At 60.4% G+C, this 24,972-nt stretch carries 22 protein-coding genes; 12 read left to right on the top strand and 10 right to left on the bottom strand.

Annotated elements, in window-relative coordinates:
* Positions 1–3: 3 nt before the first annotated feature.
* On the bottom strand, positions 4–1,152 hold the full coding sequence (gene yiaY, locus PspS35_RS07515) for an L-threonine dehydrogenase (protein ID WP_159933387.1): 1,149 nt from the start codon (positions 1,150–1,152) through the stop codon (positions 4–6).
* Positions 1,153–1,276: 124 nt separating this feature from the next.
* Between yiaY and PspS35_RS07510 the strand changes: the two genes are divergently transcribed.
* Entirely contained in the window at positions 1,277–2,293 is a 1,017-nt protein-coding gene (locus PspS35_RS07510; RefSeq protein ID WP_159933386.1) for a DUF4917 family protein, read from the top strand.
* Here PspS35_RS07510 and PspS35_RS07505 read toward each other — a convergent pair whose 3' ends face one another.
* Entirely contained in the window at positions 2,294–2,821 is a 528-nt protein-coding gene (locus PspS35_RS07505) for an XRE family transcriptional regulator (protein WP_159933385.1), read from the bottom strand.
* A gap of 106 nt (positions 2,822–2,927) precedes the next feature.
* Here PspS35_RS07505 and PspS35_RS07500 point away from each other — a divergent pair, with 106 nt between their 5' ends.
* From PspS35_RS07500 to PspS35_RS07475, 6 genes are all read left to right on the top strand, one after another.
* Positions 2,928–3,710, top strand: coding sequence for an aldolase (locus PspS35_RS07500; protein ID WP_159933384.1), 783 nt, complete (start codon positions 2,928–2,930; stop codon positions 3,708–3,710).
* Positions 3,711–3,738: 28 nt separating this feature from the next.
* Entirely contained in the window at positions 3,739–4,611 is an 873-nt protein-coding gene (locus tag PspS35_RS07495; protein ID WP_159933383.1) for a dihydrodipicolinate synthase family protein, read from the top strand.
* A gap of 141 nt (positions 4,612–4,752) precedes the next feature.
* Positions 4,753–5,292 (top strand): sigma-70 family RNA polymerase sigma factor, encoded by a 540-nt coding sequence (locus PspS35_RS07490; RefSeq protein WP_159933382.1) that lies wholly within the window; start codon positions 4,753–4,755, stop codon positions 5,290–5,292.
* The gene (locus tag PspS35_RS07485; protein ID WP_159933381.1) at positions 5,289–6,257 is read left to right on the top strand and encodes a FecR domain-containing protein; all 969 of its coding nucleotides are present in this window, start codon (positions 5,289–5,291) and stop codon (positions 6,255–6,257) included. Before PspS35_RS07490 ends, PspS35_RS07485 begins: the two co-directional genes overlap by 4 nt.
* A gap of 128 nt (positions 6,258–6,385) precedes the next feature.
* Positions 6,386–8,953 carry a TonB-dependent receptor gene (locus PspS35_RS07480; protein ID WP_159933380.1) on the top strand — a complete coding sequence of 856 codons (2,568 nt, stop codon included), beginning with the start codon at positions 6,386–6,388 and terminating at the stop codon, positions 8,951–8,953.
* A 100-nt stretch (positions 8,954–9,053) separates the two neighbouring features.
* Complete coding sequence (locus tag PspS35_RS07475) at positions 9,054–9,953, top strand: DMT family transporter (RefSeq protein WP_159933379.1); 900 nt, start codon at positions 9,054–9,056, stop codon at positions 9,951–9,953.
* A 41-nt stretch (positions 9,954–9,994) separates the two neighbouring features.
* Here the strand turns inward: PspS35_RS07475 and PspS35_RS07470 are convergent, their stop codons facing one another.
* From PspS35_RS07470 to PspS35_RS07455, 4 genes are all read right to left on the bottom strand, one after another.
* A complete protein-coding gene (locus tag PspS35_RS07470) occupies positions 9,995–11,212 on the bottom strand; it encodes an SAM-dependent methyltransferase (RefSeq protein WP_159933378.1) in 1,218 nt (405 codons plus the stop codon).
* Between the two features lie 109 nt (positions 11,213–11,321).
* Entirely contained in the window at positions 11,322–11,939 is a 618-nt protein-coding gene (locus PspS35_RS07465) for a TPM domain-containing protein (RefSeq protein ID WP_159933377.1), read from the bottom strand.
* Positions 11,940–11,970: 31 nt separating this feature from the next.
* Entirely contained in the window at positions 11,971–12,696 is a 726-nt protein-coding gene (locus tag PspS35_RS07460; RefSeq protein WP_159933376.1) for a YgcG family protein, read from the bottom strand.
* 4 nt (positions 12,697–12,700) lie between these two features.
* Positions 12,701–13,312 carry a LemA family protein gene (locus PspS35_RS07455; RefSeq protein WP_159933375.1) on the bottom strand — a complete coding sequence of 204 codons (612 nt, stop codon included), beginning with the start codon at positions 13,310–13,312 and terminating at the stop codon, positions 12,701–12,703.
* Positions 13,313–13,550: 238 nt separating this feature from the next.
* On the opposite strand from PspS35_RS07455, the gene bglX reads away from it, so the two are divergent.
* Positions 13,551–15,842 (top strand): beta-glucosidase BglX, encoded by a 2,292-nt coding sequence (gene bglX, locus PspS35_RS07450; RefSeq protein WP_159933374.1) that lies wholly within the window; start codon positions 13,551–13,553, stop codon positions 15,840–15,842.
* 162 nt (positions 15,843–16,004) lie between these two features.
* Positions 16,005–19,058: an autotransporter serine protease gene (locus PspS35_RS07445; RefSeq protein WP_159933373.1), complete on the top strand. Its 3,054-nt coding sequence runs from the start codon at positions 16,005–16,007 to the stop codon at positions 19,056–19,058.
* Between the two features lie 18 nt (positions 19,059–19,076).
* Here the strand turns inward: PspS35_RS07445 and PspS35_RS07440 are convergent, their stop codons facing one another.
* Together PspS35_RS07440 and PspS35_RS07435 are read right to left on the bottom strand one after the other, a co-directional pair.
* Positions 19,077–20,234 (bottom strand): phosphatidylserine/phosphatidylglycerophosphate/cardiolipin synthase family protein, encoded by a 1,158-nt coding sequence (locus PspS35_RS07440; protein WP_159933372.1) that lies wholly within the window; start codon positions 20,232–20,234, stop codon positions 19,077–19,079.
* 1 nt (position 20,235) lies between these two features.
* A complete protein-coding gene (locus PspS35_RS07435) occupies positions 20,236–20,817 on the bottom strand; it encodes a YceI family protein (protein ID WP_159933371.1) in 582 nt (193 codons plus the stop codon).
* Positions 20,818–20,858: 41 nt separating this feature from the next.
* Here PspS35_RS07435 and PspS35_RS07430 point away from each other — a divergent pair, with 41 nt between their 5' ends.
* The 3 genes from PspS35_RS07430 to PspS35_RS07420 all read left to right on the top strand — a co-directional run bounded on the left by PspS35_RS07430 (position 20,859) and on the right by PspS35_RS07420 (position 23,433).
* Positions 20,859–21,155: a DUF3077 domain-containing protein gene (locus PspS35_RS07430; protein WP_238785996.1), complete on the top strand. Its 297-nt coding sequence runs from the start codon at positions 20,859–20,861 to the stop codon at positions 21,153–21,155.
* Positions 21,156–21,631: 476 nt separating this feature from the next.
* Complete coding sequence (locus PspS35_RS07425) at positions 21,632–23,047, top strand: PAAR domain-containing protein (protein ID WP_159933370.1); 1,416 nt, start codon at positions 21,632–21,634, stop codon at positions 23,045–23,047.
* Entirely contained in the window at positions 23,044–23,433 is a 390-nt protein-coding gene (locus tag PspS35_RS07420) for a hypothetical protein (protein WP_159933369.1), read from the top strand. Before PspS35_RS07425 ends, PspS35_RS07420 begins: the two co-directional genes overlap by 4 nt.
* Before the next feature lie 67 nt (positions 23,434–23,500).
* Here PspS35_RS07420 and PspS35_RS07415 read toward each other — a convergent pair whose 3' ends face one another.
* Both PspS35_RS07415 and PspS35_RS07410 read right to left on the bottom strand, forming a co-directional pair.
* Positions 23,501–23,815, bottom strand: a complete 315-nt coding sequence (locus tag PspS35_RS07415) for an amidase (protein WP_159933368.1) — start codon at positions 23,813–23,815, stop codon at positions 23,501–23,503.
* Complete coding sequence (locus tag PspS35_RS07410) at positions 23,812–24,885, bottom strand: serine hydrolase (protein ID WP_159933367.1); 1,074 nt, start codon at positions 24,883–24,885, stop codon at positions 23,812–23,814. The genes PspS35_RS07415 and PspS35_RS07410 overlap by 4 nt, the downstream gene beginning before the upstream one ends.
* Between the last annotated feature and the right edge of the window lie 87 nt (positions 24,886–24,972).

The following is a 24,972-nucleotide window of genomic DNA, read 5'->3' as shown; positions in this document are numbered from 1 at the left end:
TATTCAAAACGCGCTGCGAAAGATCTCCTCGATCTGCCGCTGGTCGGCTCGCCGTGGGTTGGTCAGCCCGCAAGCATCCTTCAACGCATTGGTGGCGAGCAGCGGAATGTCCTGCAACTTGGCGCCCAGCTCACGCAGGCCGGCCGGGATTTCCACATCCTGGGCCAGGCTGCGAATGGCCGCGATGGCAGCTTGGGCGCCCTCTTCATCGGTGACGCCCTTGATATCGGCGCCCAGTGCACGGCCCACGTCGCTCAAGCGTTTGGCACTGACGCTGGCGTTGAAGCTTTGCACATGGGGCAACAACACGGCGTTGCACACACCGTGGGGCAGGTCGTAAAAGCCGCCCAACTGGTGGGCCATAGCGTGCACAAAACCCAGGGACGCATTGTTGAACGCCATGCCGGCGAGGAACTGCGCATAGGCCATGTTTTCCCGTGCGGCCTTGTCACTGCCATCACGCACGGCCAGGCGCAGGTTGGCACTGATCAATTCGATGGCCTTGATCGCGCAGGCATCGGTAATCGGCGTGGCGGCGGTGGACACGTAGGCTTCGATGGCGTGGGTCAGGGCATCCATGCCGGTGGCGGCGGTGAGGCCCTTGGGCATGCCGACCATCAGCGAGGGGTCATTGACCGACAGCAGCGGCGTGACGTTGCGGTCGACGATGGCCATTTTCACATGACGGGTTTCGTCGGTGATGATGCAGAAACGGGTCATCTCGCTGGCAGTGCCGGCGGTGGTGTTGATGGCCACCAGCGGCAGTTGCGGCTTGGCCGATTGGTCGACGCCCTCGTAGTCGCCAATATGCCCGCCGTTGGTGGCGCACAGGGCAATGCCCTTGGCGCAGTCATGGGGCGAGCCGCCGCCCAGGGACACCACGAAATCACAGGCACTTTGCTGTAACAGCGCCAGGCCTTTCTCGACGTTCTCCACATTCGGGTTGGGCTTGGCGCCGTCGTAGATCACCGAGTCGATGTCCTGCATCGCCAGTTTCTCGGCGATCATGCTGGCCACGCCCGCCTTGGCCAGGCCAGCGTCGGTGACGATCAACGCCTTGCGAAAGCCGTAGTTGCGAATCGCGCTCATGGCTTCGTCGAGGCAGTCGGTGCCCATGATGTTGACGGCGGGGATGAAGAAGGTGCTGCTCATGGCGAATCCTCGGATAGCGGTTATGCCTACAGCATCGACCTCACTGGCCTGCGGCATCTTGACGAAGATCAACACCCGCTCGTGATAAAGTCTGCGTCCAGCCGATTTCGAGTAGCCCGCCGCAATGAAGGATTTCCAGGATATTGACGCCCACCTCGAAGACTGGAGCGCCCTGCGCAGCGCCATCGACTTCAGCGCGATTCTGATCGGCAACGGTGCAAGCCGTACGATTTGGGAAGACTTTGCCTACGACTCGCTGTTCGAAAACGCACGCACCGTTGAAGAAAAACCCCTGAGCCAATCCGAACTCAGCGTGTTCGACGCCCTGCAAACCCGCAGCTTCGAGCAGGCCCTGGGCGCGCTGAAAACCACCAGCCGGGTCAACAAGGCCCTGGCGGTCAGTTCGGCGGCGCCACGCAATCGCTACTACGCGATCAAGGAAGCGCTGATCAACACCATCCACAGCGTGCATATCCCGTGGCGCCTGGTGCAGCCGTCGACGCTGGCGACGATCAACACTGAGTTGACCCACTATCCAACCGTGTTCACCAGCAACTACGACCTGCTCAACTACTGGGCCATCCTGCATACGCCTGGCATCGACGACCTGTTCCGCAGCGCTGACTCAAGCTTCGACCTGCGCAACACCCGCACCGACGCGACGCGCATCCTGTACCTGCACGGCGGCCTGCACCTGGTGCGCAACCTCGATGGTACTGCGCGCAAACTGCCGACCACCGACAGCACCTTGCTCAGCAGCTTTGCCATCAACAACACGATCAAGACCCTGGACGATGTGCCGTTGTTTGTCAGCGAAGGCAAGGTGGAGGAGAAGCTCAAGACCATCCGCAGCTCGGACTACCTGTCGTTCTGCTACGAGCAACTGCTGAGCCATGAGGGCGCGCTGTGCATTTTTGGGCACGGCCTGGGACCGCAGGATCAGCACTTGGTGGATGCGATTCGCCAGGCGAATGTGAGCACCCTGGCGATCTCGGTGTCGGGGCGCAGCGACGGGTTTATTCGCCAGCAGAAGCGGCGGTATTCAGAGTTGTTCGACGGTACCGGTGTGGCACTGAAGTTCTTTGCGGCGCGCACGCATCCGTTGGGTAATGCAGCCCTGTCGGTACCCGTCGAGCGCTGATCAGTCCTGCGCGCTGTGCACCACCACCAACAACTGCGCCTGCACCTCCCCCACCGAACGAAGCCGGTGCGGCTTCTGCGCGTTGAAGTGCAGCGCATCGCCTCGCTGCAGAATCACCCGCTCGTTCATGAAGTCCACCTCTACCGCGCCTTCATGCACGAACAAAAACTCTTCGCCCAGGTGTTCCTTGAAGGTCTTGTCGCTGAACTGCGCCGGCGGGTAAATGATGAACGGCAGCAAACTGCGCTCACTGACCTGATGGGCAAGCACCGCATAACCTGGTGATGTCTCGGGCCGCTCATGGCTGCGCACCAGGCTGTAACTGTCGAGGCTGACGCGGTCTTCGCTGAACAACTCTTCGACGTTCACGTTCAACGCCTTGGCCAGTTTCAGCGCGGCGGCGATGGAGGGTGTGTTGAGCCCACGTTCGACCTTGGACACGTAACTCTTGGTCATACCGGCTTTTTCAGCCAGCGCTTCCAAGGTCACGCCAAGTTTTTTTCTCAATATTTTCAAACGGATAGACATGTGCTGCGGTTAATCCATGCAAGAAACGATAAGCTGCGCTTGCCAATGACACGATGTGTCATATAGCATCTTTAGTGTCATTTGCTCTAACCCAAAGGACACCGATATGGCCAAGACATTAGCACTCCCAAAAGACCAACTGGTCAAGCACGCGCTGAGCCAGATGCAAAACAGCCTGGCGGATAATACGTGGACCGACCGGCAAAAGCTGGCGCTCACGTGCCGCATCCTGTTCGAGAACGGCCACGACTCCGGCCTGGCCGGGCAGATCACTGCACGCGGTCCAACACCCGGTACCTATTACACTCAACAACTGGGCCTGGGTTTTGATGAGATCACCGCCAGCAACCTGCTGCTGGTAAACGAAGACCTGGAGGTGCTCGAAGGTCACGGCATTCCCAACCCGGCCAACCGTTTTCACAGCTGGGTGTACCGCGGCCGGCCGGATGTGCACTGCATTATTCACACACACCCGACTCACATTGCGGCGCTGTCGATGCTGGAAGTGCCGCTGCAGGTGTCCCACATGGACCTGTGCCCGCTGTACGAAGACTGCGCGTTCCTGCAAGCCTGGCCGGGCGTGCCGGTGGGCAATGAAGAAGGCGAAATCATCACCACAGCCCTGGGCGACAAACGCGCGATTGTGCTCTCGCACCACGGCCAGTTGTCGACCGGGGCGAGTATCGAGCAAGCCTGCGTGATCGCGCAGTTGATCGAACGGGCGGCCAAGTTGCAGCTGCTGGCGATGGCGGCGGGCACGATCAAGCCGATCCTGCCGGCGCTGGGCCGCGAAGCCCATGACTGGATCGCGCGGCCCAAGCGCTATGGCGCCGCGTTCAATTACTACGCCCGGCAGAACCTGCGCCAACACGCCGATTGCCTGAACTGACCCGCCCTTTTTCGACCGGAGACGCGCCATGCCCAGCCCAACCCTTCACGGCATCATCGGCTATACCATCACCCCCTTCAGCGCCGACGGCCAACGCATCGACCTCGGCGCCCTTGGCCGCTCCATCGACCGCCTGATCGACAGCGGCGTGCATGCCATCGCGCCGTTGGGCAGCACCGGCGAAGGCGCCTACTTGAGTGATGCCGAGTGGGACGAAGTGAGCGCCTACAGCCTCGCCAAAATCGCCCGGCGTGTGCCGACCATTGTCAGCGTCTCCGACCTGACCACCGCCAAGGCCGTGCGTCGCGCCCGTTATGCCGAGGCCAATGGTGCCGACGTGGTGATGGTACTGCCGGCCTCGTACTGGAAACTCAGCGAGGCGCAAATCCTCGCCCACTACGCCGCCATCGGCGACAGCATCAGCGTGCCGATCATGCTCTACAACAACCCGGCTACCAGCGGCACGGACATGTCGGTGGAACTGATCCTGCGCATCCTCAAGCAGGTGGCCAACGTGACCATGGTCAAGGAAAGCAGCGGGGATATTCAGCGTATGCACCAGTTGCATCGCCACAGTGACGTGCCGTTCTACAACGGTTGCAACCCACTGGCGCTGGAGGCTTTCGCGGCAGGTGCCAAGGGTTGGTGCACGGCAGCGCCAAACCTGATCCCGCAACTCAACCTGGCGTTGTATGAAGCGGTATTGGCCAATGATCTGAACCGGGCACGTGAACTGTTCTATCGCCAACTGCCGCTGCTGGAATTCATCCTCAAGGGTGGCTTGCCGGCGACGATCAAGGCAGGGTTGCGTTTGACCGGGCTGGAAGTGGGCGATCCACGATTACCGGTATTCCCCTTGGGGGAAGCGGGGATTGAACAACTGAGAACCTTGCTGCGCTAACGCGGCGATCCGGTGTGGCAGGGAGCAAGCTCCCTGCCACGTTTTTCAATTGGGAACAGCGTTCACATAGAGACAAATAGCAATAGTTCTCGATATCATTAGCGACTTTTCCCACGTCGTGCTTCGCCAAGAAGGATATCCATGTCTCGTCCCAAGCCGGACCCGGTGTCGGCCGATGCCTTTCGCGGGTTTTATACGGACATTCTGTATTTCCTGCGCAAACGCACGGACAACGCCAGCGACGCGGCGGACATGACCCAGGATGTCTTCACCCAATGGCTGGATTACCGCGACCGGGCCAAGGTCGAGCAGCCACGGGCGTTTCTGTTCCAGATGGCACGCAACCTGCTGCGTGATCACTGGCGCAAGCAGAAGGTACGACACACCGCCCATTCCGATCAGGCCGAGAGGGACGCCGAGCCGGTCACCGACGAGCAAAACGATCCCATGGCCGCCGCCCAGCGCTTGCAACGCCTGGAACAGTTGAAAGAAGTCCTCGCCGAACTCTCGCCCCGCAGGCGAGAAGCCCTTATGCTGCACCGCTTCGAAGGCCTGAACCAGGCGCAGATCGCCGAACGCATGGGCATTTCGATCAGCATGGTGGAGAAGCACATCGCTTTTGCCCTGCTGCATTGCAAGCGACGCCTTCACACCGAACCCGGCACGGAGCAGCCAGAATGAACCGCCTGAGCGACACCGACGACCTGGATATCGACGACGCTGACGCCATCGACGCCCAGGCCGCCAGCTGGTTTGCCCGCAACCGCAACGAAACGGATCGCGCCGACCGCCGGGCCTTTGCCGCCTGGCAGGCCGAACCGGCGCATGCCCGCGCCTATGCTGAATTCGAACAACTGTGGGCCGACCTGGCGCAGTTGCAGCAACTGAACAAACCCGTGGCGCTGCCCAAGCGCAAACCGTCGGTGTGGCGCCCTGCCTTGGCGGTGGCCCCCGCGCTGTTGTGTGCCGTGCTGGCTCCCCACCTTGGCGCGCCCCGCGAGCTGTATCACACCCAGGTCGCCGCCCTGGCCAAGGGCATGCGCACCTTGAACCTGCCGGATGGCAGCACCTTGTATGTGAATGCCAACACCCGTCTGCGCGTGGATTTCACCGCGCATCAACGCATCGTGCACCTGGACAAGGGCCAGTTGTACATCGAGGTGGCCGCCGACAAGGAGCGGCCGTTGTTCGTGCAGGCCGGCGAGGCCACTGTGCGCGTCGTCGGCACGGGCTTCGATGTACGCCGCAGCCAGCAGCAACTGGTGATCAGTGTCGCTCACGGCCAGGTGGCCTTCGAGCCGGACGCAAAAAGCCCCGCCACCCTGCTCGGCGCCCAGCAACGGGCCAGCTACAGCTACGCCAAGGGCACCTTGCAGCAACACACCCTGACGGCTGGGGAAGTGGCCGACTGGCGCAGCGGGCACTTGTCGTTTCGCAACCGCGAACTGGTCAGCCTGATCGATGAACTGAGCCTGTACCGCCCCCAGCCGCCGTTGCAGGTGAGCAACGCGGTGGCCCACCTGACTGTCTCGGGCAACCTTGATGTGAATGACCCCGACGCCCTGCTCAATGCCCTGCCCGCCCTGCTACCGGTGAAAACCGTGGCATCCGCCGATGGCATCGTGCGCATAGAGTCGAGCAAGTAACTCGGTAAAAACCGCACCTGAGAATATTTTTCATTCGCAGGTGTGGTTTTTTCTGCCCGCCCCGTCTTCCTCGGGTCTGCGTTTGATACGCACACCTTTTTGGCTATTTAGCCGCACCGGGGGATTTCATGTTTCGCGCGCCTTGCCATGCTTCGCACCTGTTTGTGCGACCGACCCTTATTGCCACCTGCCTGGCTTTGAGCCTCACTGCCCAGGCCGAGTCGTTCACGCTGCAACTGCCCGCCCAGTCGCTGGCCACCTCCCTGAGCCAGGTGGCCCAGCAGGCGAAGATCCAGTTGCTGTTCGATGAAACGCTGCTCAAGCACCTACAGGCACCGGCGCTCAATGGTGAGTTCACCCCGGAAGTGGCAATCCGTACCCTACTGAAAAACGCTGAGTTCACCTTGATCAAGGTCGGCAACACCTACGTGGTAAAGCCCGAAGAGGCCAAGACCACCCACAGTGGCGCGGTGCAATTGGATGCCTTGAGCGTGATCGGTAACGGCAACCAAGTGGACGCCAGCACCGTCGGCCGTTCCACCCTGAGCCAGGCGGATATTGACCGCTACCAGCCCAACAACATCCCCTCGCTATTACAGACCTTGCCTGGGGTGTTCATGGGCGGCTCACCCAAGCCAGGTGGCCAGACCATCAACATTCGCGGCATGGCCGAGGCCGAAGACGTGCCGATGACCGTGGATGGCGCGACCAAGAGCGGCTTCGAGCGCTATCAGCAAGGCACCATTTTTATCGAGCCGGAGCTGATCAAGAGCATCGAAGTGGAGAAAGGCCCCTACTCGCCGTTCACCGGTAACGGTGGCTTTGGCGGCACGGTGCACATGGAAACCAAAGACGCCCCGGACCTGCTGGAAGAAGGCCGGAACACCGGCGCCATGCTCAAATACGGCTACGCCAGCAACAATCAAGAGCAGGTCTACAGCTCGGCGATCTATGGCCGAACCGACGATGGCCGCTTCGACGGCCTCGCCTACGTCACCCAACGCGACGGCGGCGATATCAAGCTGGCGGCTACCCCGCCAGACAAGTACAACGAATACCCGATCAACCCCAAGCGCCTGCCCAACAGCGCGCAGAATGTCGACGGTGCCCTGTTCAAGTTCAATGCGCATTTCAACGATGAACACAGCCTGGGCCTGTCTTACTCCCGCTCGCGCAGCCAACTCTGGACGCCCTTCTCGGCCAAGAGCTATCCGTCACCGCCGCGGCAAGCGGCGATCAACCTTTACGGCTACGAAGGCGCGTTGAAACGCTTGCTGGCCAACCGCGAGACCATCGACACCACTTACTCGGGCAAGTACGAATACCAGCCGGTGGACAACCCACTGATCGATTTGAAACTCAGCTACTCCATGTCCAATACCGATCAGACCGACGAACGTAACGCCAACGCGGCGTTCTTGCTCACATCGGGCGGGCGCAAGATGGACACGGCGTACAACGACAAGACCCTCGAAGTACGCAACATCAGCCAATTCAGCACCGGGCCGTTGGAGCACGTCGTCACCACCGGCGTGCAGGTGCGCAAGCACAAACGCGAAATCGAAAGCTGGTTGCCGGGCGCCGCCTACAACACCCCACGGTACAACTATGAGCATTTCCAGCCGGCCTTCATGCCCCATGGCAAGGTCGATACCAACGCCTTCTACTTGCAGGACGCCATTACCCTGGGCGAAGTGACCATCACCCCATCCCTGCGCTATGACCACGTGCGCAACCGCGGCGAAGCCAACGATGCGCCGTTCTACAGCAGCCCGAACCCGTCGTTCGGCCATGACTACAGCAACCGCACGTATACCGGTTGGTCCCCACGCCTGGCGGCCTACTGGAACATCACCCCGGACGTGGCGATGTTTGCCAGCTGGAACAAAACCTGGCGCGCACCGGTGATCGACGAACAGTACGAAGTGCAGGGCACCGGTAGCCGCACGTCGACCAGCCTCGACCTGGACCCGGAACGCATCACCGCGATCACCGCAGGCAACGTCACCAACTTCTCCAACCTCATCCGTCACGACGACAACCTGCAACTGCGCACTACGTTGTTTCACAACCGCATCGAAGACGAAATCTTCAAGGCCACCGGTATCGGCTGCGAACGGCAGCTCACGGTGGTCGGTAACGTCGCCGCTGTCTGCACCGATATGGCGTCCAAAGCCAACTACCGCAACGTGGGTGGCATGACCATCAAGGGCTTCGAACTGGAAGCCTACTACGACTCGACTTACCTCTTCGGCTCGGCGACCTACTCCTGGGCCACGGGCAAACGCGATAACCCCTACACCAACCCTTGGGCGAGCAACCTGCATGTCTGGGCACGCGATATTCCACCGGCCAAATGGGTGGTGGTTCTGGGCACCAAGATCCCGAGCTGGGATGCGCAAGTGGGCTGGCAAGGCCAGTTCGTGCGCAAGACTGATCGGGTGCCCAGCGATGTCTACGCACGCGGCCTGAACACGCTGGAGGGCGACTCGATCTACGACACCACTCAAAACGCCAGCTACGACACCCAAGGCCTGTTCGCCAGCTGGAAACCCCAACAGGCGGGTCTTAAAGGCACCCAGGTCAACTTCACCGTCGACAACCTCTTCAACCGTAACTACCTGCCCGCCCTCGCCGGCGACCGCGCCTACAGCCAAGGCCGCAACGCCAAGATCAGCGTCACACGCTTCTTCTAAAACTGTACGGATAAATCCGCACCCAGCTGTAGGCCCTTGTTCGGCGGGGGTTGTGGCTAGATGGGCTTCCCTTGAAGCCCTCTAGATTTCGGTTGCCCCCATGAGCTCGCGCGAAAACACCGGCATGGCCCTCGGCCTGCTGGGCGTCATCATCTTCAGCCTGACCCTGCCCTTCACCCGCATCGTGGTACAGGAGATCCACCCGCTGCTCAACGGCCTGGGCCGTGCCTTGTTCGCGGCGGTGCCGGCGGCGGCGCTGTTGCTGTGGCGCCGCGAGCGCTGGCCCACCTGGCGCCAGGTGCGCGGGCTATGCCTGGTCATTGCCGGTGTGATTCTGGGCTTTCCGGTGTTGTCGGCCTGGGCCATGCAAACCTTGCCGGCGTCCCATGGCGCACTGGTCAACGGCCTGCAACCGCTGTGCGTGGCGCTGTATGCGGCGTGGCTGTCCCATGAGCGGCCATCGAAAGCCTTCTGGGCCTGCGCGGCGCTGGGCAGTGCGCTGGTGTTGAGTTATGCGTTGATCACCGGCGCCGGCAGTATCCAGGCCGGTGATTTGCTGATGCTCGGCGCAATTGCCGTGGGCGGCCTGGGTTATGCCGAAGGCGGCCGGTTGGCCAAGGAGATGGGCGGCTGGCAGGTGATCTGCTGGGCGTTGGTGTTGTCGACCCCGGTGCTGATCGGCCCAGTGTGGTACTTGGCGGCGCAGCATCAAGGCGCGATTTCGATGCGCACCTGGTGGGCGTTTGGCTATGTGTCGCTGTTCTCGCAGTTCCTCGGTTTCTTTGCCTGGTACGCAGGGTTGGCCATGGGCGGCATCGCCCGGGTCAGCCAGATCCAGCTGTTGCAGATCTTCTTCACCATCGCGTTTTCGGCGTTGTTCTTTGGCGAACATATCGAGCCGATTACCTGGGTATTTGCGTGCGGGGTGATTGTGACGGTGATGCTGGGGCGCAAGACGTCCGTGCAACCGGCGCCAGCGCCTAAACCGAGCGCGGTCTAAATGTGGGAGGGGGTAAGCCCCCTTCCACATTTGAGCAGTATTCAGGCCAGGTAGCCATCTGCGCGCAGCAGGGTTTCCAGGCAGTGTTCGCTGATGTGGTAGAACGCCTTGAGTTCCTGGATTTTCTCCAGCAACTGCCCGTTGTCCAAAGGCTCTGCGCGCTTGACCGCCAGGATCATCTTGTTCTTGTTGGTGTGGTCCAGGGAGATGAATTCGAACACCTTGGTCTCATAACCACAGGCTTCCAAAAACAACGCACGCAAACTGTCGGTGACCATTTCCGCCTGCTGGCCCAGGTGCAAACCGTATTGCAGCATCGGCTTGAGCAGCGCCGGGCTCTGGATCTGCAAACGGATCTGCTTATGGCAGCACGGCGAACACATGATGATCGACGCGCCGGAACGGATGCCGGTGTGGATCGCATAGTCGGTGGCGATGTCGCAGGCATGCAGGGCGATCATCACGTCCAGTTCGCTCGGCGCCACGCTGCGCACATCGCCGCATTTAAACACCAGCCCCGGGTGCTCCAGGCGCGCGGCGGCGGTGTTGCACAGGGTCACCATGTCTTCGCGCAGTTCCACACCGGTGACTTCACCTTCGGCCTTGAGGGTGTTGCGCAGGTAATCGTGAATCGCAAACGTGAGGTAGCCCTTGCCCGAGCCAAAGTCGGCAACGCGCACCGGTTGATCCAGCTTGAGCGGTGACGAGGTCAGCGCATGGCTGAACACTTCGATGAACTTGTTGATCTGCTTCCACTTGCGCGACATCGACGGGATCAGCGCCTGCTTGGCGTCGGTCACACCCAGGTCGGCGAGGAACGGCCGGCTCAGGTCGAGGAAGCGATTCTTCTCGCGGTTGTGCTCGGCCGAAGGTGCCTCACGCAATTGCTGCGGCTTGCTTTTGAACAGCGAGCTTTTGTTCTTCTTGCTGTATTCCAGCTGGGCTTCGTCGGTCAGCGACAGCAGGTGCGCGTTCTTGAACGAGGTCGGCAGCAACTCGGCAATCGCCGCCACACCCTCGGCCAGCGGGAAGTTCTTGGTGATATCGCGGGTCTTGTAGCGGTAGACGAAGGACAGGCACGGCTGCTCCTTGACCGTGACCGCCTTGATGATCAGCCGTTGCAACTCGGCTTGCTCACCGACGTACTTGGCCAACACCAGCTTGATAAAGGCGTTCTGCGCGAGGCTTGTGCTCAGCAGTTCGATGAACTGGGCGTGATGATCCGGCGCAGGGCTGGCAGGTTGAGCGGTGACGGACATGAACAAAAACGCCTCGGGTAAAGAATGCCGGGCATTTTAGGGGGGATAGTCCACCAGGGCACGGAGTTATTTGACCAGTGGTCACCGCAGACTCAAATGTGGGAGGGGGCTATTCCAATACGATCAAGCGGTTTGGCAGTTCATTGCGGGTTTGCGTCACCGGCACATGCACCTTGAGCAATTCACCGCAGGCCTCGATACACGCAATGAAACCCGCCAACGTCTGCCCCTGTTTCACCTGCTGGGTAAAAGCCTTGACGATCCCATCCCAGTTGCTGTCATCCAGGCGCTTGGAAATGCCGTCATCCACCAGGATCTCGACATAACGCTCGGCCTCGCTGACAAAAATCAGCACGCCGGTACTGCCCAACGTGTGGTGCAGGTTCTGCTCCAGAAATTGCCGGCGTGCCAGGTTGGACGCCCGCCAATGGCGCACAGAACGCGGGATCAGCCGCGTGGTGACCTTGGGCAGGCGAAACACCAGGCACAACACGATGAATGTCGCCCATTGGGCCAGCAACAAGGTGTACATGGTCAGGTAGCCCGACAGGTAATGCACCACTCCCGGCACCACCAACGCGATCAGGCTGGCCCACAACAGCGGGATATAGGCGTAATCGTCGGCGCGCGCGGCCAGCACAGTGACCAGTTCGGCGTCAGTCTGTTGCTCGACCCGGGCAATCGCCTCGGCGACTTGGCGTTGCTCGTGTTCAGTCAGTAATGCCATGGTTGTACATGCTCTTTTCTAGTTATTGTCATCACCAGCCACCCGAAGCACCGCCGCCGCCAAAACCGCCACCGCCGCCACGGAAACCACCGCCCCCGCCACCACCACCGCCGCGTCCACTGCTGCTGAGGATCGCCAGCAGGATCGCACCCACCGGCAGGCCCATGCGATTGCACAGCCACAACACGCCGATCAGCAGGATAAACAGGCCGATGGAAAAGCCGGGATTATCCTTGGCAAAGTTGGCATCCGCCACATGGGCCGGCACCGCCAGCGGTTCACCGCCCACCACCTGGATCATCGCGGCCACGCCGTCACTGATGCCCTGGCTGAAATTGCCAGTCTTGAATTTTGGGGTGATCACCTGGTTGATGATCACCCACGACTGCGCATCGGTGAGCACACCTTCCAGGCCGTAGCCAACTTCGATGCGCAACTTGCGCTCATCGCGGGCGACGATCAACAGCGCGCCGTTGTCCTTGCCCTTCTGGCCGATGCCCCAGTGGCGACCCAGTTGATAACCGAAGTCTTCAATGGGCACGCCTTGCAGGTCAGGCACGGTAACCACCACGATCTGGTCGCCGCTGGTTTGCTCCAGCGCCTGCAACTGCTGGGTCAACTGCGCGCGCACCGCCGGGTCGATCATCTGGGCGTTATCCACCACCCGCCCGGTCAGCGCCGGGAACGTCAACGCCGCCTGGGCCGCGCCCACGCAGGCCAACAAGCACAGCGCCAGGCCTATCCGTAATAAGCGCATCGGCTTATTTGAACTTCACTTGCGGCGCTTTATCGGCATCGGCACTGGTGGCTTCAAATGTCTGGCGGATCGGCAAGTCGCTGTACATCACGCTATGCCACAGGCGGCCGGGGAAGGTGCGGATCTCGGTGTTGTAGGCCTGCACGGCCTGGATGAAATCACGACGGGCCACAGCGATGCGGTTTTCGGTGCCTTCGAGTTGGGATTGCAGGGCCAGGAAATTCTGGTTGGCCTTAAGGTCCGGATAGCGCTCTGACACCACCATCAAGCGGCTGAGAGCCCCGCTCAAACCGTCCTGGGCCTGTTGGAACTGCTTGAGTTTCTCGGGGTTGTCGAGGGTGCTGGCATCCACCTGGATCGAGGTGGCCTTGGCCCGCGCTTCGATCACGGCGGTGAGGGTGTCTTGCTCATGGGCGGCGTAGCCCTTGACCACTTCCACCAAGTTGGGGATCAGGTCGGCACGGCGTTGGTATTGGTTCTGCACCTGGCCCCAGGCGGCTTTGGCCTGTTCGTCCAGGGTCGGAATGGTGTTGATGCCGCAACCGCTCAGCACTGTGCTGATCAATAGCAAAGCCGCGGCTTTCAAGCCCCAGCGGTAACCTTGTGCTGCTTGCATGGTGTTTCTCCTGCCCAATCTGATGGAATTTGACGACTAACCCTATAAACCGCGCGCTTGGGGCATAATCCGCCACCACTGGATTGCATCGAGCCAATCAGCTAAAAAGATGCCCAGCGCAAATAAGAGTTCCGAAGTGTGCTGCATTTATCGGAACAACACCCGAACAACAATAGACGCTCCCCACATTTTGGCCGATCAGCGTAATCGCTGTGCAGTGAGCCAAAAAAGGATATTCATGAAGAAGCTGTGTTTGCTCGGCCTTGTTGCCACTCTGGCCAGTCACCCCGTATGGGCAGAAACAAAGCCTGCTGCGCTTAACGACAAGGACGCCTTTGTCAGCGATCTGCTCAAGCAGATGACCCTCGATGAAAAGATCGGCCAGTTGCGCCTGATCAGCATCGGCCCCGAAATGCCCCGCGAGATGATCCGCAAGGAAATCGCCGCTGGCCGCATCGGTGGCACGTTCAACTCCATCACCCGCCCGGAAAACCGTCCGATGCAGGACGCGGCCATGCGCAGCCGCTTGAAGATCCCGATGTTCTTCGCCTACGACGTGATCCACGGCCACCGCACGATTTTCCCGATCAGCCTGGCCCTGGCCTCCAGTTGGGACATGGACGCCATTGGCCGCTCCGGGCGCATTGCCGCCCAGGAAGCCGCCGCCGACAGCCTCGACATCACCTTCGCGCCGATGGTCGACATCTCCCGCGACCCACGCTGGGGCCGCACCTCCGAAGGCTTCGGTGAAGACACCTACCTCGTCTCGCGTATCGCCGAAGTGATGGTCCGGGCCTTCCAGGGCGCCAGCGCCGCGAATGCCGACAGCATCATGGCCAGCGTCAAGCACTTCGCCCTGTACGGCGCGGTGGAGGGCGGTCGCGACTACAACGTGGTCGACATGAGCCCGGTCAAGATGTACCAGGACTACCTGCCGCCGTACCACGCGGCGATCAAGGCCGGCTCCGGTGGCGTGATGGTGGCGCTCAACTCGATCAATGGCGTGCCTGCCACCGCCAACACCTGGCTGATGAACGACCTGCTGCGCAAGGACTGGGGCTTCAAAGGCCTGGCCGTGAGTGACCACGGCGCGATCTTCGAGCTGATCAAGCACGGCGTGGCCAAGGACGGGCGCGAGGCCGCCAAGCTGGCGATCAAGGCCGGTATCGACATGAGCATGAACGACTCGCTCTACGGCAAGGAATTGCCGGGGCTGCTCAAATCCGGAGAGATCGAGCAAAGCGACATCGACAACGCCGTGCGCGAAGTGCTCGGCGCCAAGTACGACATGGGCCTGTTCAAGGACCCGTACCTGCGCATCGGCAAGGCCGAGGATGACCCGGTCGACACCTACGCCGACAGCCGCCTGCACCGCGCCGAGGCCCGCGATATTGCGCGCCGCAGCCTGGTGCTGCTGAAAAACCAGAACAACACCCTGCCGCTGAAAAAATCCGCGACCATCGCCCTGGTCGGCCCGCTGGCCAAGGCACCGATCGACATGATGGGCAGTTGGGCTGCGGCCGGCAAACCGGAACAATCGGTGACCCTGCTCGACGGCTTGAATGCGGTGATCGGTGAGAAAGGCAAGATCATCTACGCCCGTGGTGCCAACATCACCAACGACAAGGCCGTGGTCGACTACCTCAACTTCCTCAACTTCGATGCCCCGGAAGTGGTGGATGACAAGCGTGCGCCCCAGGTGCTGATCGACGAGGCCGTCAAGGCAGCCAAGGATGCCGACGTGATCGTCGCTGCCGTGGGCGAGTCGCGTGGCATGTCCCACGAGTCTTCCAGCCGCACCGACCTGAACATCCCGCAAAGCCAGCGCGACCTGATCAAGGCCCTGAAAGCCACCGGCAAACCGTTGGTGCTGGTGCTGATGAACGGCCGTCCGCTGTCGATCCTGGAAGAGAACCAACAGGCCGACGCGATCCTGGAAACCTGGTTCGCCGGTACCGAAGGCGGCAACGCCATCGCCGACGTGCTGTTCGGCGACTACAACCCATCGGGTAAGCTGCCGATCACCTTCCCACGCTCGGTGGGGCAGATTCCGACCTACTACAACCACTTGACCATCGGCCGCCCGTTCACCCCAGGCAAGCCGGGCAACTACACCTCGCAATACTTCGATGACACCACCGGGCCGCTGTTCCCGTTTGGCTATGGCCTGAGCTACACCACGTTCAGCCTGTCGGACATGGCGCTGTCGTCCACCACCCTGAACAAGACCGGCAAGCTCGACGCCAGCGTCACGGTGCAAAACACCGGCAAGGTCGACGGCGAAACCGTGGTGCAGCTGTATATCCAGGACGTGGCCGGCTCGATGATCCGCCCGATCAAAGAGCTCAAGGGTTTCCAGAAAGTCATGCTCAAGGCGGGCGAAGAGCGCACGTTGCACTTCACCATCACCGAGGAAGACTTGAAGTTCTACAACACCCAGCTCAAGTTTGCGGCGGAACCGGGTGAGTTCAATGTGCAGATCGGGTTGGATTCCCAGGATGTGCAACAACAAACGTTCGAGTTGTTGTAAGACCCGCAGCCGCCTCTTGCTTGAAGAGGCGGCTTGCGCACCGGCCCGCTTCAATCCGCAATAAGTTAGCTTTCACTCCTGCTTTCAAGTCAGGTCCTACACCACGCCCCCGCTCTACTCGCACACCCTGTACACCCAATTTAATGTGCAGGTGTGTGGACTATGTCACCCGCGAAAAACGCCCGAACGGCCACTAAAAAAACGCCCTTTCAATCATCGTTCAAGCTAAATGCTATCGCGCTTTGTGTGCTTGCCTGCCTGTCGGGTAATCCGGTTGACGCTGCGGGCTATATCGAACAAGGCAGGCTGCACGACCCAGCCAGTTGGCGCAGTGAAGAGTTCAAGCGTAACTGGGGGCTGGGTGCAGTCGGCGCTGATTACGCTTATGCGCGGGGCTTGAGTGGCGCAGGGATACACATGGGGGTTTACGACACTGGAACTGACCTGCGCCATAGCGAGTTTGCCGGTAAGCCAAATATCGGCGTGTTAATGGCAGACCCCGGTTGTATAAGCGGAGCCGTGCTGGAGAGGGGCTGCTTCTACACCGAAGGTGATCGTGCCGTTATCAACGTTATCGATTCATTACCACCCGAAGCATTGGCCAACCTTGAAAAACTTATTGCCGACGGCGTCCTTACCAGAGAGCAACTTAATGAATATCTCGGCGTTGTAGGTGCTGCCTACGACGCGCATGGCACTCACGTTGCCGGCACAGCACTTGCCAATCGGGACAGCTCCGGGGTCCATGGTGTGGCTTACGCGGCCAACTTGAGTGCAGTGCGCAAGTACAGCAATGCCTACTTGGACGGTCCCATCACCATAACGGACATTTTGAAAGTCCCATTTCCGACAGCCGCCGCGGTAGACGCTGTCTATACCCAACTGCACAGGCAGAATGTGCGTGTCGTCAATAATAGTTGGGGGAGCGCTTTTTCACCTGCCAATGAAGCAGAGTTGGACGTTGCGTTAAGCCAAACCCAAACCTCCAATTATTCAGAGCTCAAGGCCATAGCAGACAACGCTATCAGGTATGGGATCCTGCAAGTATGGTCTGCAGGTAATGAAACCACGGCTAACGACTCCCCTCAAACAGCGCCAAATGCCGGGCTTCACCCCAGCCTGCCGCGCGCCATTGCAGCGCTTGAGCCCTATTGGTTGACCGTGGTCAACTTAAACAAAGAGCTGACCTTGAGCGATTCCTCCAAGCGCTGCGGCTTCAGCAAAAACTGGTGCCTCGCTGCACCCGGAACGGATATCAACTCGTCCTGGATCGAAGGTTCGATACAAACCGAAAACCACTACAACCAGGACGGGGAGATCGACGGTTTTGCGGTAACCGGTGATAAACCCGAGTTGGGTTATGCATTAAGCACCGGCACCTCCACGGCCGCGCCTCACGTCACCGGCGGCCTGGTACTGCTGATGGAACGCTTCCCCTACCTCGACAACCCGAAAATTCGCGACGTGTTGCTGACCACCGCCACCGACCTCGGCGAGCCGGGCGTGGACGACGTCTACGGCTGGGGCCTGATGAACCTGAAAAAAGCCATCGACGGCCCCGGCCAATTACGCGTCGATACCTCGGTGAACATGGACCGCCCCGCAGGTGGCGCCGTAGTCTGGCAAGGTGGCGCATGGGACGATTGGCGCAACGACATCAGCGGGCCCGGCCGCCTGGAAAAAACCGGCATCGGCTGGCTGCGCCTGAGCGGCAATAACAGCTTCGCCGGCGCCACACTCAAGCAGGGCATTCTGGAACTGGACGGTGTCAACAACCTCAAGGGCGACGTAAAACTCGACGGTGGCGTCCTGCGCCTGAACGGCGCCTTGGCGGTTGAAGGCGACTACCAGCAGGGCTCCGGCGCAACCCTGATGACCGGTTTGGTTGCCCAAGCAGACCCGGCAAAACTGCAGGTTAGCAAGCAGGCCTCAATCACCGGCGGCACCCTATACCTGAGCGGGCAACCCAATAGTTACCCTTTGGGCCAGCGCTACAGCATCCTGCAGGCCAAAGGTGCGTTGAGCGGTGAGTTTGGTTCGATCGACCACCGTGAGTTCTCGCCCTTCCTCAGCGTTTCCCAGGTCCGGCAGGGCAATGATCTGCTGGTGGAATTCGGTCGTGGCCAATCACTGGTGTCAGCGGCGGGCACTGCCAACCAACGCGTTGTGGCTAATGCCGCTGACGCGCAAACACTGCCCTCCCCGCTGCTGCAGGGCCTGACGGCGCTGTTCCCCCAACAGGCGCCATCGGCCCTGGACCAATTGAGCGGCGAACTGCATGCCAGCACCCAAACGGTGTTGATCGAAAACAGCCGAGTGTTGCGCCAGGCCGTGCTCGACCGTCAACGCCTAGTGCAAGACAGCCGCACTGCCGGGCCAGAAACAGCGAGCCGCGGCGTGTGGGTGCAACTGCCTCGCCAGTCCGGGCAGCTTGTGGGCGATGACAATACCACCCGCACATCCCACAGCAGCACGGGCTTGCTGGTCGGTTTCGATCACCAACTGGAACAAGGCACACGCGTGGGTGTGGTGGCGGGCAGCGGTAGCAGCGAAGTAAAGGCTGGGCCTCGCGGCAAGGCAAGTGTCGACACCTACCAGCTAGCCCTGCATGTTGGCCACACCTGGGACGCTTTTGGCCTTTATGGCGGCATTACCTATGCGCAACATGAGATCCAGACCAAACGTCGCGTCAGCTTCCCCGGCGTAGAGAACCGCCTGGCCGCCAAGTACACCAGTCGTACCGTGCAGACATTTGTCGAGGCCAACTATAAACTCAGCCATGACTTCTGGGATTGGCAGCCATACCTGCAACTGGCCAATGTGCAACAGCGCAGTGAGGGGTTCGAAGAACGGGGCGGCCTGGCGGCACTGCGCGGCAAAAGCTCGAAAGAAAACGTCAACCTGACCATCGGCGGTGTACGGGTCAACCTCGACCTGGGCAAGGCGCAAATTGGCCCATCGTGGTTGAGCGTGCGCGGCGGCCTGGCTTACACCCATGCCAACGGTGTCCTGCAACCCAGCACTCAGGCGGCGTGGGACGGCGGGCGAGTGATGAGCGTCAGCGGTGCGCCACTGGATCGGCTCAGCACCCGACTGGAACTGGGCGCCACCGCGCGCCTGACCCGCGACAGTGCGCTGGACCTGAGTTTCAATCGACAACAAGGTGAGCGCACGCGAGACCAAAGCATCGCGGCACAGTACTCGCTGCAGTTTTGAACAAACGGCGGGGCTGCCCTACCCCCGCCGATCCAACAGGTTGACCACCAAGCGGTCAATCCAACCCCAGACCCGCTGCTTCACCCGCCGCCACAGCGGCCGCGCCTTCCACGCCTCCAGGCTTACCGCCTGGCTCTTTGCAAAATCGCGCTCGAAACTGCCCGCCACCGCCGCCGTCAGCTCAGGGTCCAGGGCCTCCAGGTTGGCTTCCAGGTTAAAGCGCAAATTCCAGTGATCGAAGTTGCACGAGCCGACGCTGACCCAATCGTCCACCAGCACCATTTTCAGGTGCAGGAAGCACGGCTGGTATTCAAAAATCTGCACCCCGGACTTGAGCAAACGCGGGTAATAACGGTGCCCGGCGTAACGCACCGACGGGTGATCAGTGCGCGGGCCGGTGAGCAGCAGGCGCACATCAACCCCACGCCCCGCGGCTCGACGCAAGGCACGGCGCACGCTCCAGGTAGGTAGGAAATACGGGGTCGCCAGCCAAATGCGCTGTTGGCTGCTGTTTAACGCCCGGATCAGTGATTGCAAAATATCGCGGTGCTGACGGGCATCGGCGTACGCGACGCGGCCAAGCCCCGGCCCGCTGGCAGGCACCTTGGGCAGGCGCGGCAAACCGAAATGGGTGGCCGGCTTCCACTCACGGCGCGCCGCATTGGCGTGCCACTGGCGGTCGAACAAGGCCTGCCAGTCCTGCACCAGCGGGCCACTGATCTGCACCATCACTTCGTGCCAGTCGGCGGTGTCTTGGCCGGGCGTCCAGAATTCATCGGTCACACCGGTGCCGCCGACCACGGCGACATCCTGGTCAATAAGCAGCACCTTGCGATGGTCGCGATACAAGTTGCGCATCCAGCGCCGCCAGCTCAGGCGATTGTAAAAACGCAGCTGCACGCCGGCGTCCGTCAAGCGCTTGCGCAAGCCAAGGGTAAACGCCAGGCTGCCGTAATCATCAAACAGACAGCGCACCTGCACGCCACGCTCGGCCGCCAGCACCAACGCCTGCACCATCGCTTCGGCGCAAGCGCCGGCTTCCACCAGATACAACTCAAGATCGACCTGCCGCTCGGCCCGGGCAATGCCCACCAGCATCTGCGGGAAGAACTGCGGGCCGTCGATCAGCAACTCGAAACGGTTGGCGCTGCGCCACGGGAACACTGCGCCGCTCACGTCAGCGCGCCGTAAAAATCAGCACCGCACCCACCGGCACCGACAAACTGATCGACTTGAGGCCCGCCGCTTCACGCAACGCCGCCACACCTGGCGCCAGGTCGAAATCCTCGGCGTGCAACACCACAGGCTCCAGGGTCACCACCTGGAAACGCCGGTCATCCAGGCGCGTGGCCAGCAATTCGGCGCTGTAGGTCTGGGTCTTGCCGTGCAAGGTCACGCTCAGGGGCAGGAGCAATTCCAACTGCGCGCCGGGGGCGAGGTCATTGATGGGTTGCAGGTTGATCTGTGCACTGATCAGCGCATCGGGGAAAGCCTTGATCTCGAACAGTTGATTACGCATGCGCTCGTCGCGCAGCGGGATACCACTGTTGACCGACTCCAGTTCCACCTCCAACTGCGCCGCGCCCTTGCTGTCGACCTTGCCATGCAGCACCAGGAAGCGATGGACCTCGGCGATCTCGGTGTTTTTGGTGGTGACGAACGACAGCCGCGAGGACTCGTTGTCCAGGTACCAGTCGGCATGGGCGGGTACGGCGGCGCAGGTCAGTAACGTGAAGGCCAGAGGTTTGAGATTGAACATAAAGACTCGCGGGGCAAAAAACCTGCACGAACCTTAAGCGCATGTCAGGAACGGCGCAAATCCAAATGTGGGAGGTGGCTTGCCGCCGATGGCGGCCGTTCAGCCAAGGATTCATTAACGGATACACCGCAATCGCGAGCAAGTATCCCGAGAAAGAAGACGCTACAGCGTCGTCATGCAAACCAGTCGGCGCTTTTTTAATGCTCTCTCTTGAGGCTGCAATGCACCCCAAGGCAGAGAAGTTCGCGTTCGCTTTGCATTACCTGGGCGAAATGGGTAAAGCCATCGTTGATGATCTACTCCTGGCTATGCAGCCCGGCAATCCAACACCGCAGTAAGCCGTTCGCGCCCGATGTAATGCAGCGGGGACCTAGACACCCTATTCCTACATAAACTGACGCTCCTCATCAGACTCTAGAGACACAATTATCGGAAACGTCTGACTTTACGCCAAGTAAAAGCCTCTCCAAAGTTCGGCGTGCTAGCTACTTCTTCCAACCCATTGCCCTCGACTGAAACGCGTCATGCATAACAGTTCGTGGAAGCAACAGAGGTACATAGCCAAAAACGCCCACCCGCGAGGATTACAAAAAATAGTTCAGCAACATCGGCGTTCTACACCAACCAAGTTCCTGCGGACTTTCTCCGCACTTTTGATCAGTCGCCTTTCACGGAGCAACAACTTTGCGCCTTCAATGAACAAGCATTGGCAACAATTAAGCAACAGCAGGAATATAAAAAATCTCACCCACCTATCGCCATTTATAGGATTGCAGTTGAAGGCAGCCAACCAAAATAGATAGAGGACAAGATAATGAACGAAGGACATTTCATTGGCCTGGGTGATAAAACCACCTGCGGCGGGAAAGTTCTGCATGGTGATCCAAGAGTTAATATTTATGGCCTCCTACATGCCCGTGAAGGTGACCGAGTAACGTGTGGGAAACATGAGGGAATTTATAATATCCTCGGAGGAATTTCGCACATTGAAAGTCATGGCAAACTTGTGGCAGGCACACTGGACAGTCTCAGCAGTTGCCCATGTCGCGCCAAGCTGATTCCCTCGGTGTACACCGCTACTTACAGCAACCAAAGCTCCCCATCCCAATCAACCCGGCGCACCGCTGAACCGGCTCCATCACCGGTAAATAATCGCTCGGCAGCGCCGCAACAATCCGCCGATGTCCCTTCGCGCAATGTGTCACCACCTGCATTTAAAGGCCCAGCAGGCGAGGAGCCCGGCTTCTATATCGTGCCGACAAGCATGACCCGTGAAGCGCTGGAAAAAACGCTATTTCCCACACCTGATCCGGCGGTGATGCGCAAATTCCAAGCGCTCAATCCTCGCACGGCAAACGTCAAAGCGGGCTCAATGATCGTGCTTGGCGATCCTGAAAATACCGCCTGCACCTATCAGGAATCGCAACTGATGCAAGCGGCTCAACAGATCGACGCATCCCTTGATTCTCTTACACCGGATGAGGCTGACTTCCTGCAACGTCACGGCGCCGAAATCGCCGGTTTCATCGGCCACACCTCGACATGGCTGGGCGTGAGTGCCGTGGTGATGGAGACACACTTGGCCAACCTGCGCGACACACTCCGGGCCATTGAACGCCTGCACCAAGAGAGCTATCGCCAGCATGGTCACCTTAAATCGCCGCAGTTCTTCGCCGAACGCCAGCGCCTGCTCGCTCAGTTGGACGCTCACCTGCTGAACTCCACTCGCCTGCGCGGCCACACCACATTGGGCGATCATCCCAAGCTGAAAACGGCCCTCGGAATTTCCAGCCGAAGTCTGGTGCATCACTGGGACAAGGCCGGTGCGCCGGGGCAGATTCCAGGGTATTCCGCCCATGTGGAGGCGGTCAGTCGTGCTACCAAATATATGAAGATGGGGGGCTATCTCGCCATTGGCATTGGCGGTGTTTCTTCGGTGCTGGCTATTCAGCAGGTCTGTGGCAGTGACTCTGAGACGGCTTGCGAGAAGATCAAGTTTACTGAAGCGGGGAAATTCGGCATGTCTACTCTTGTTGGCGGTTTTAGCGGATTGGCTGGCGCTGCTGCCAGTGGCCCGATATGTCTAGGGATCGGAGTAGCTACCGCAGGTATAGGAGGTGTTGTCTGTGTCGCGGCCGTAGTGGGCGTTAGCACATGGGCGGGTACAACTATCGGCGGTGAGGCTGGTGAGGTGATTGGAGAGAAAATTTACCAGGCCACTCAACCATGACCAGTATCGACACTTGGTCGCCCTGGGCTGCAATACTTTTCCTGGGGGCACCTGGCCTGCTATCCGCTGTTGGCCTTGCCTACAGCCTGTACTTGAGCCACCGCCACATCGAGGAGATAAAGGAGGCATTAAAGAACAGCCGTTATATCTATCTCTGGGGCCCGAGTCTGGGCAAACGAGGCTTGATTTGGTCCCTATTGGAGATCGCAAAAATCGCCGGGATGATGACGTGGCCGAAGGCGTACATTCGGATTGGAGATTTAAACCCTGTGGATTTTGAGAATTTCCCAACTCACCTAAAACGTCGTCTGTTCGCCAATATGGCGATAGCGTTCGTTGCTTTACCTTGGGCGATAGTTGCAGCTGTACTGGTAGAGTTCAGGTGATCCAGACCGGGCCTCACCAGAGGCCCGTCTATTGGGGTTGATTAAGTGGAAGTGCCCAATTGGAACCTCACGGCAACAACCGACACCCCTGCCGCTCCCCCAACCACCTGGCACTGTGCGTGCGCCCCAACCCACTCGCCGTCACTTCGCTACGCTGCGGGTTATCGCTGAACGCACTGGTCGGCACGTACTGCTTCACATACCCCCGGCAATATTCCGCCGGGTTGTTCGCCACATACCGGCACGAGCAATACTCCTTGGCGGTATACGCCGCGATGATGTCGGGGAAGGCTTGCAGGTTGACGCGCTCGTGCCAAACCCAGCCCGACAGGGCGAGCAGCAGCACCAGAAAAAGGCTGGTGAACGGCCGACGACGAATCATGGTTGCACCGCCGCAAGCACGCGCTTGAGCAGTTCGTTATGGCGATAGCTGCCGTCGCGATCATCGCCATAGCGCACGATCACCAGGTGTTCGTCGGGCATCACGTACAGCGCCTGGCCCCAGTGGCCGAGGGCGGCGAAGGTGTCGGCGGGGGCGTCCGGCCAGGGTCGCGGGGTGCCTTGGTTGAGCCACCAATGGCCGCCCGGGACGGCTTCGTCCTGGCCTGCCTTGTATTTGTCGAAGGGTTGGCGGTTGAAAGCGACCCAGTCTTTGGGCAGCAATTGTTGGTCACCCCAGCGCCCGTCGCGCGCCATCAGCAGGCCGACACGCGCCAAGTCACGCGCGGTGAGGTAAGCGTAGGACGAGGCGACAAAGGTTTCGTCGGCATCGGTTTCCCAGGTGGCGTTGTGAATGCCCAGCGGCTTGAACAGCGCATCCCAGGGGTAACTCATGTACGCCTTGTGGCCGAGCATGCCCTTGAGCGCGGCGGACAGGATATTGCTGTCGCCGCTGGAATAACGAAAGACCTGGCCCGGGGCACTGAAGGATTCGGTGTTGGCGGCAAACTCGGCCATATCGGCGCGACCACGGGTGTACAGCATCGCAACCACCGAGGATTTGAGCGGGGCGTATTCGTAGTCCTCCTGCCAGTCCAAGCCCGAGGCCCAGTGCAACAGGTCGGCCATAGTCACCGTGGGGTGCTGTTTCATCGGCGGATAAAAGCGGGCAACGGGGTCGGTGAGTTTGAAGCGATTATCGCCGTAGGCCACCCCAAGCACGGTGGCCATTAGGCTCTTGCTGATCGACCAGGTCAGGTGCGGCGTGTCGGCGGTGGTAGGCGCGGCGTAGCGTTCATAGATGATCTGGCCGTCGCGGATCACCAGCAGTGCATCGGTGCGAATGCCCTGGCGGGTGGCATCGTCACGCGGCGCGAACGCGTAGGTATCCAAGGCTTCGACGGCGGGGCCGGCAAGCGGCGTGCCCTTGGCCCAGTCCTTGTCAGGCCAGGTGTCGGCGCGAGCGGTGACGGTGACGAACAGCAGGGCAACACACAGCAAGCCTCTTACCATGGACGCAGACTCGAGGGGGCATTCAAGCCGGCGAGCCTAGCCGAAGGTGATGACAGATTGGCGACAGAGGGCCTGTCATCCAAGCGT

This window comes from Pseudomonas sp. S35 (assembly GCF_009866765.1).
Classification (GTDB): Bacteria; Pseudomonadota; Gammaproteobacteria; order Pseudomonadales; family Pseudomonadaceae; genus Aquipseudomonas.
The sequence above is the reverse complement of the archived record's forward strand: the minus strand, read 5'-3'. Positions and strand labels throughout refer to the sequence as shown.

What these genes read in the sequence shown, in the direction of transcription:
- yiaY (WP_159933387.1), bottom strand. Translation starts at nt 1,152, where the DNA reads ATGAGCAGCACCTTCTTCATCCCCGCCGTCAACATCATGGGCACCGAC.
- PspS35_RS07510 (WP_159933386.1), top strand. Translation starts at nt 1,277, where the DNA reads ATGAAGGATTTCCAGGATATTGACGCCCACCTCGAAGACTGGAGCGCC.
- PspS35_RS07505 (WP_159933385.1), bottom strand. Translation starts at nt 2,821, where the DNA reads ATGTCTATCCGTTTGAAAATATTGAGAAAAAAACTTGGCGTGACCTTG.
- PspS35_RS07500 (WP_159933384.1), top strand. Translation starts at nt 2,928, where the DNA reads ATGGCCAAGACATTAGCACTCCCAAAAGACCAACTGGTCAAGCACGCG.
- PspS35_RS07495 (WP_159933383.1), top strand. Translation starts at nt 3,739, where the DNA reads ATGCCCAGCCCAACCCTTCACGGCATCATCGGCTATACCATCACCCCC.
- PspS35_RS07490 (WP_159933382.1), top strand. Translation starts at nt 4,753, where the DNA reads ATGTCTCGTCCCAAGCCGGACCCGGTGTCGGCCGATGCCTTTCGCGGG.
- PspS35_RS07485 (WP_159933381.1), top strand. Translation starts at nt 5,289, where the DNA reads ATGAACCGCCTGAGCGACACCGACGACCTGGATATCGACGACGCTGAC.
- PspS35_RS07480 (WP_159933380.1), top strand. Translation starts at nt 6,386, where the DNA reads ATGTTTCGCGCGCCTTGCCATGCTTCGCACCTGTTTGTGCGACCGACC.
- PspS35_RS07475 (WP_159933379.1), top strand. Translation starts at nt 9,054, where the DNA reads ATGAGCTCGCGCGAAAACACCGGCATGGCCCTCGGCCTGCTGGGCGTC.
- PspS35_RS07470 (WP_159933378.1), bottom strand. Translation starts at nt 11,212, where the DNA reads ATGTCCGTCACCGCTCAACCTGCCAGCCCTGCGCCGGATCATCACGCC.
- PspS35_RS07465 (WP_159933377.1), bottom strand. Translation starts at nt 11,939, where the DNA reads ATGGCATTACTGACTGAACACGAGCAACGCCAAGTCGCCGAGGCGATT.
- PspS35_RS07460 (WP_159933376.1), bottom strand. Translation starts at nt 12,696, where the DNA reads ATGCGCTTATTACGGATAGGCCTGGCGCTGTGCTTGTTGGCCTGCGTG.
- PspS35_RS07455 (WP_159933375.1), bottom strand. Translation starts at nt 13,312, where the DNA reads ATGCAAGCAGCACAAGGTTACCGCTGGGGCTTGAAAGCCGCGGCTTTG.
- bglX (WP_159933374.1), top strand. Translation starts at nt 13,551, where the DNA reads ATGAAGAAGCTGTGTTTGCTCGGCCTTGTTGCCACTCTGGCCAGTCAC.
- PspS35_RS07445 (WP_159933373.1), top strand. Translation starts at nt 16,005, where the DNA reads ATGTCACCCGCGAAAAACGCCCGAACGGCCACTAAAAAAACGCCCTTT.
- PspS35_RS07435 (WP_159933371.1), bottom strand. Translation starts at nt 20,817, where the DNA reads ATGTTCAATCTCAAACCTCTGGCCTTCACGTTACTGACCTGCGCCGCC.
- PspS35_RS07430 (WP_238785996.1), top strand. Translation starts at nt 20,859, where the DNA reads ATGTCAGGAACGGCGCAAATCCAAATGTGGGAGGTGGCTTGCCGCCGA.
- PspS35_RS07425 (WP_159933370.1), top strand. Translation starts at nt 21,632, where the DNA reads ATGAACGAAGGACATTTCATTGGCCTGGGTGATAAAACCACCTGCGGC.
- PspS35_RS07420 (WP_159933369.1), top strand. Translation starts at nt 23,044, where the DNA reads ATGACCAGTATCGACACTTGGTCGCCCTGGGCTGCAATACTTTTCCTG.
- PspS35_RS07415 (WP_159933368.1), bottom strand. Translation starts at nt 23,815, where the DNA reads ATGATTCGTCGTCGGCCGTTCACCAGCCTTTTTCTGGTGCTGCTGCTC.
- PspS35_RS07410 (WP_159933367.1), bottom strand. Translation starts at nt 24,885, where the DNA reads ATGGTAAGAGGCTTGCTGTGTGTTGCCCTGCTGTTCGTCACCGTCACC.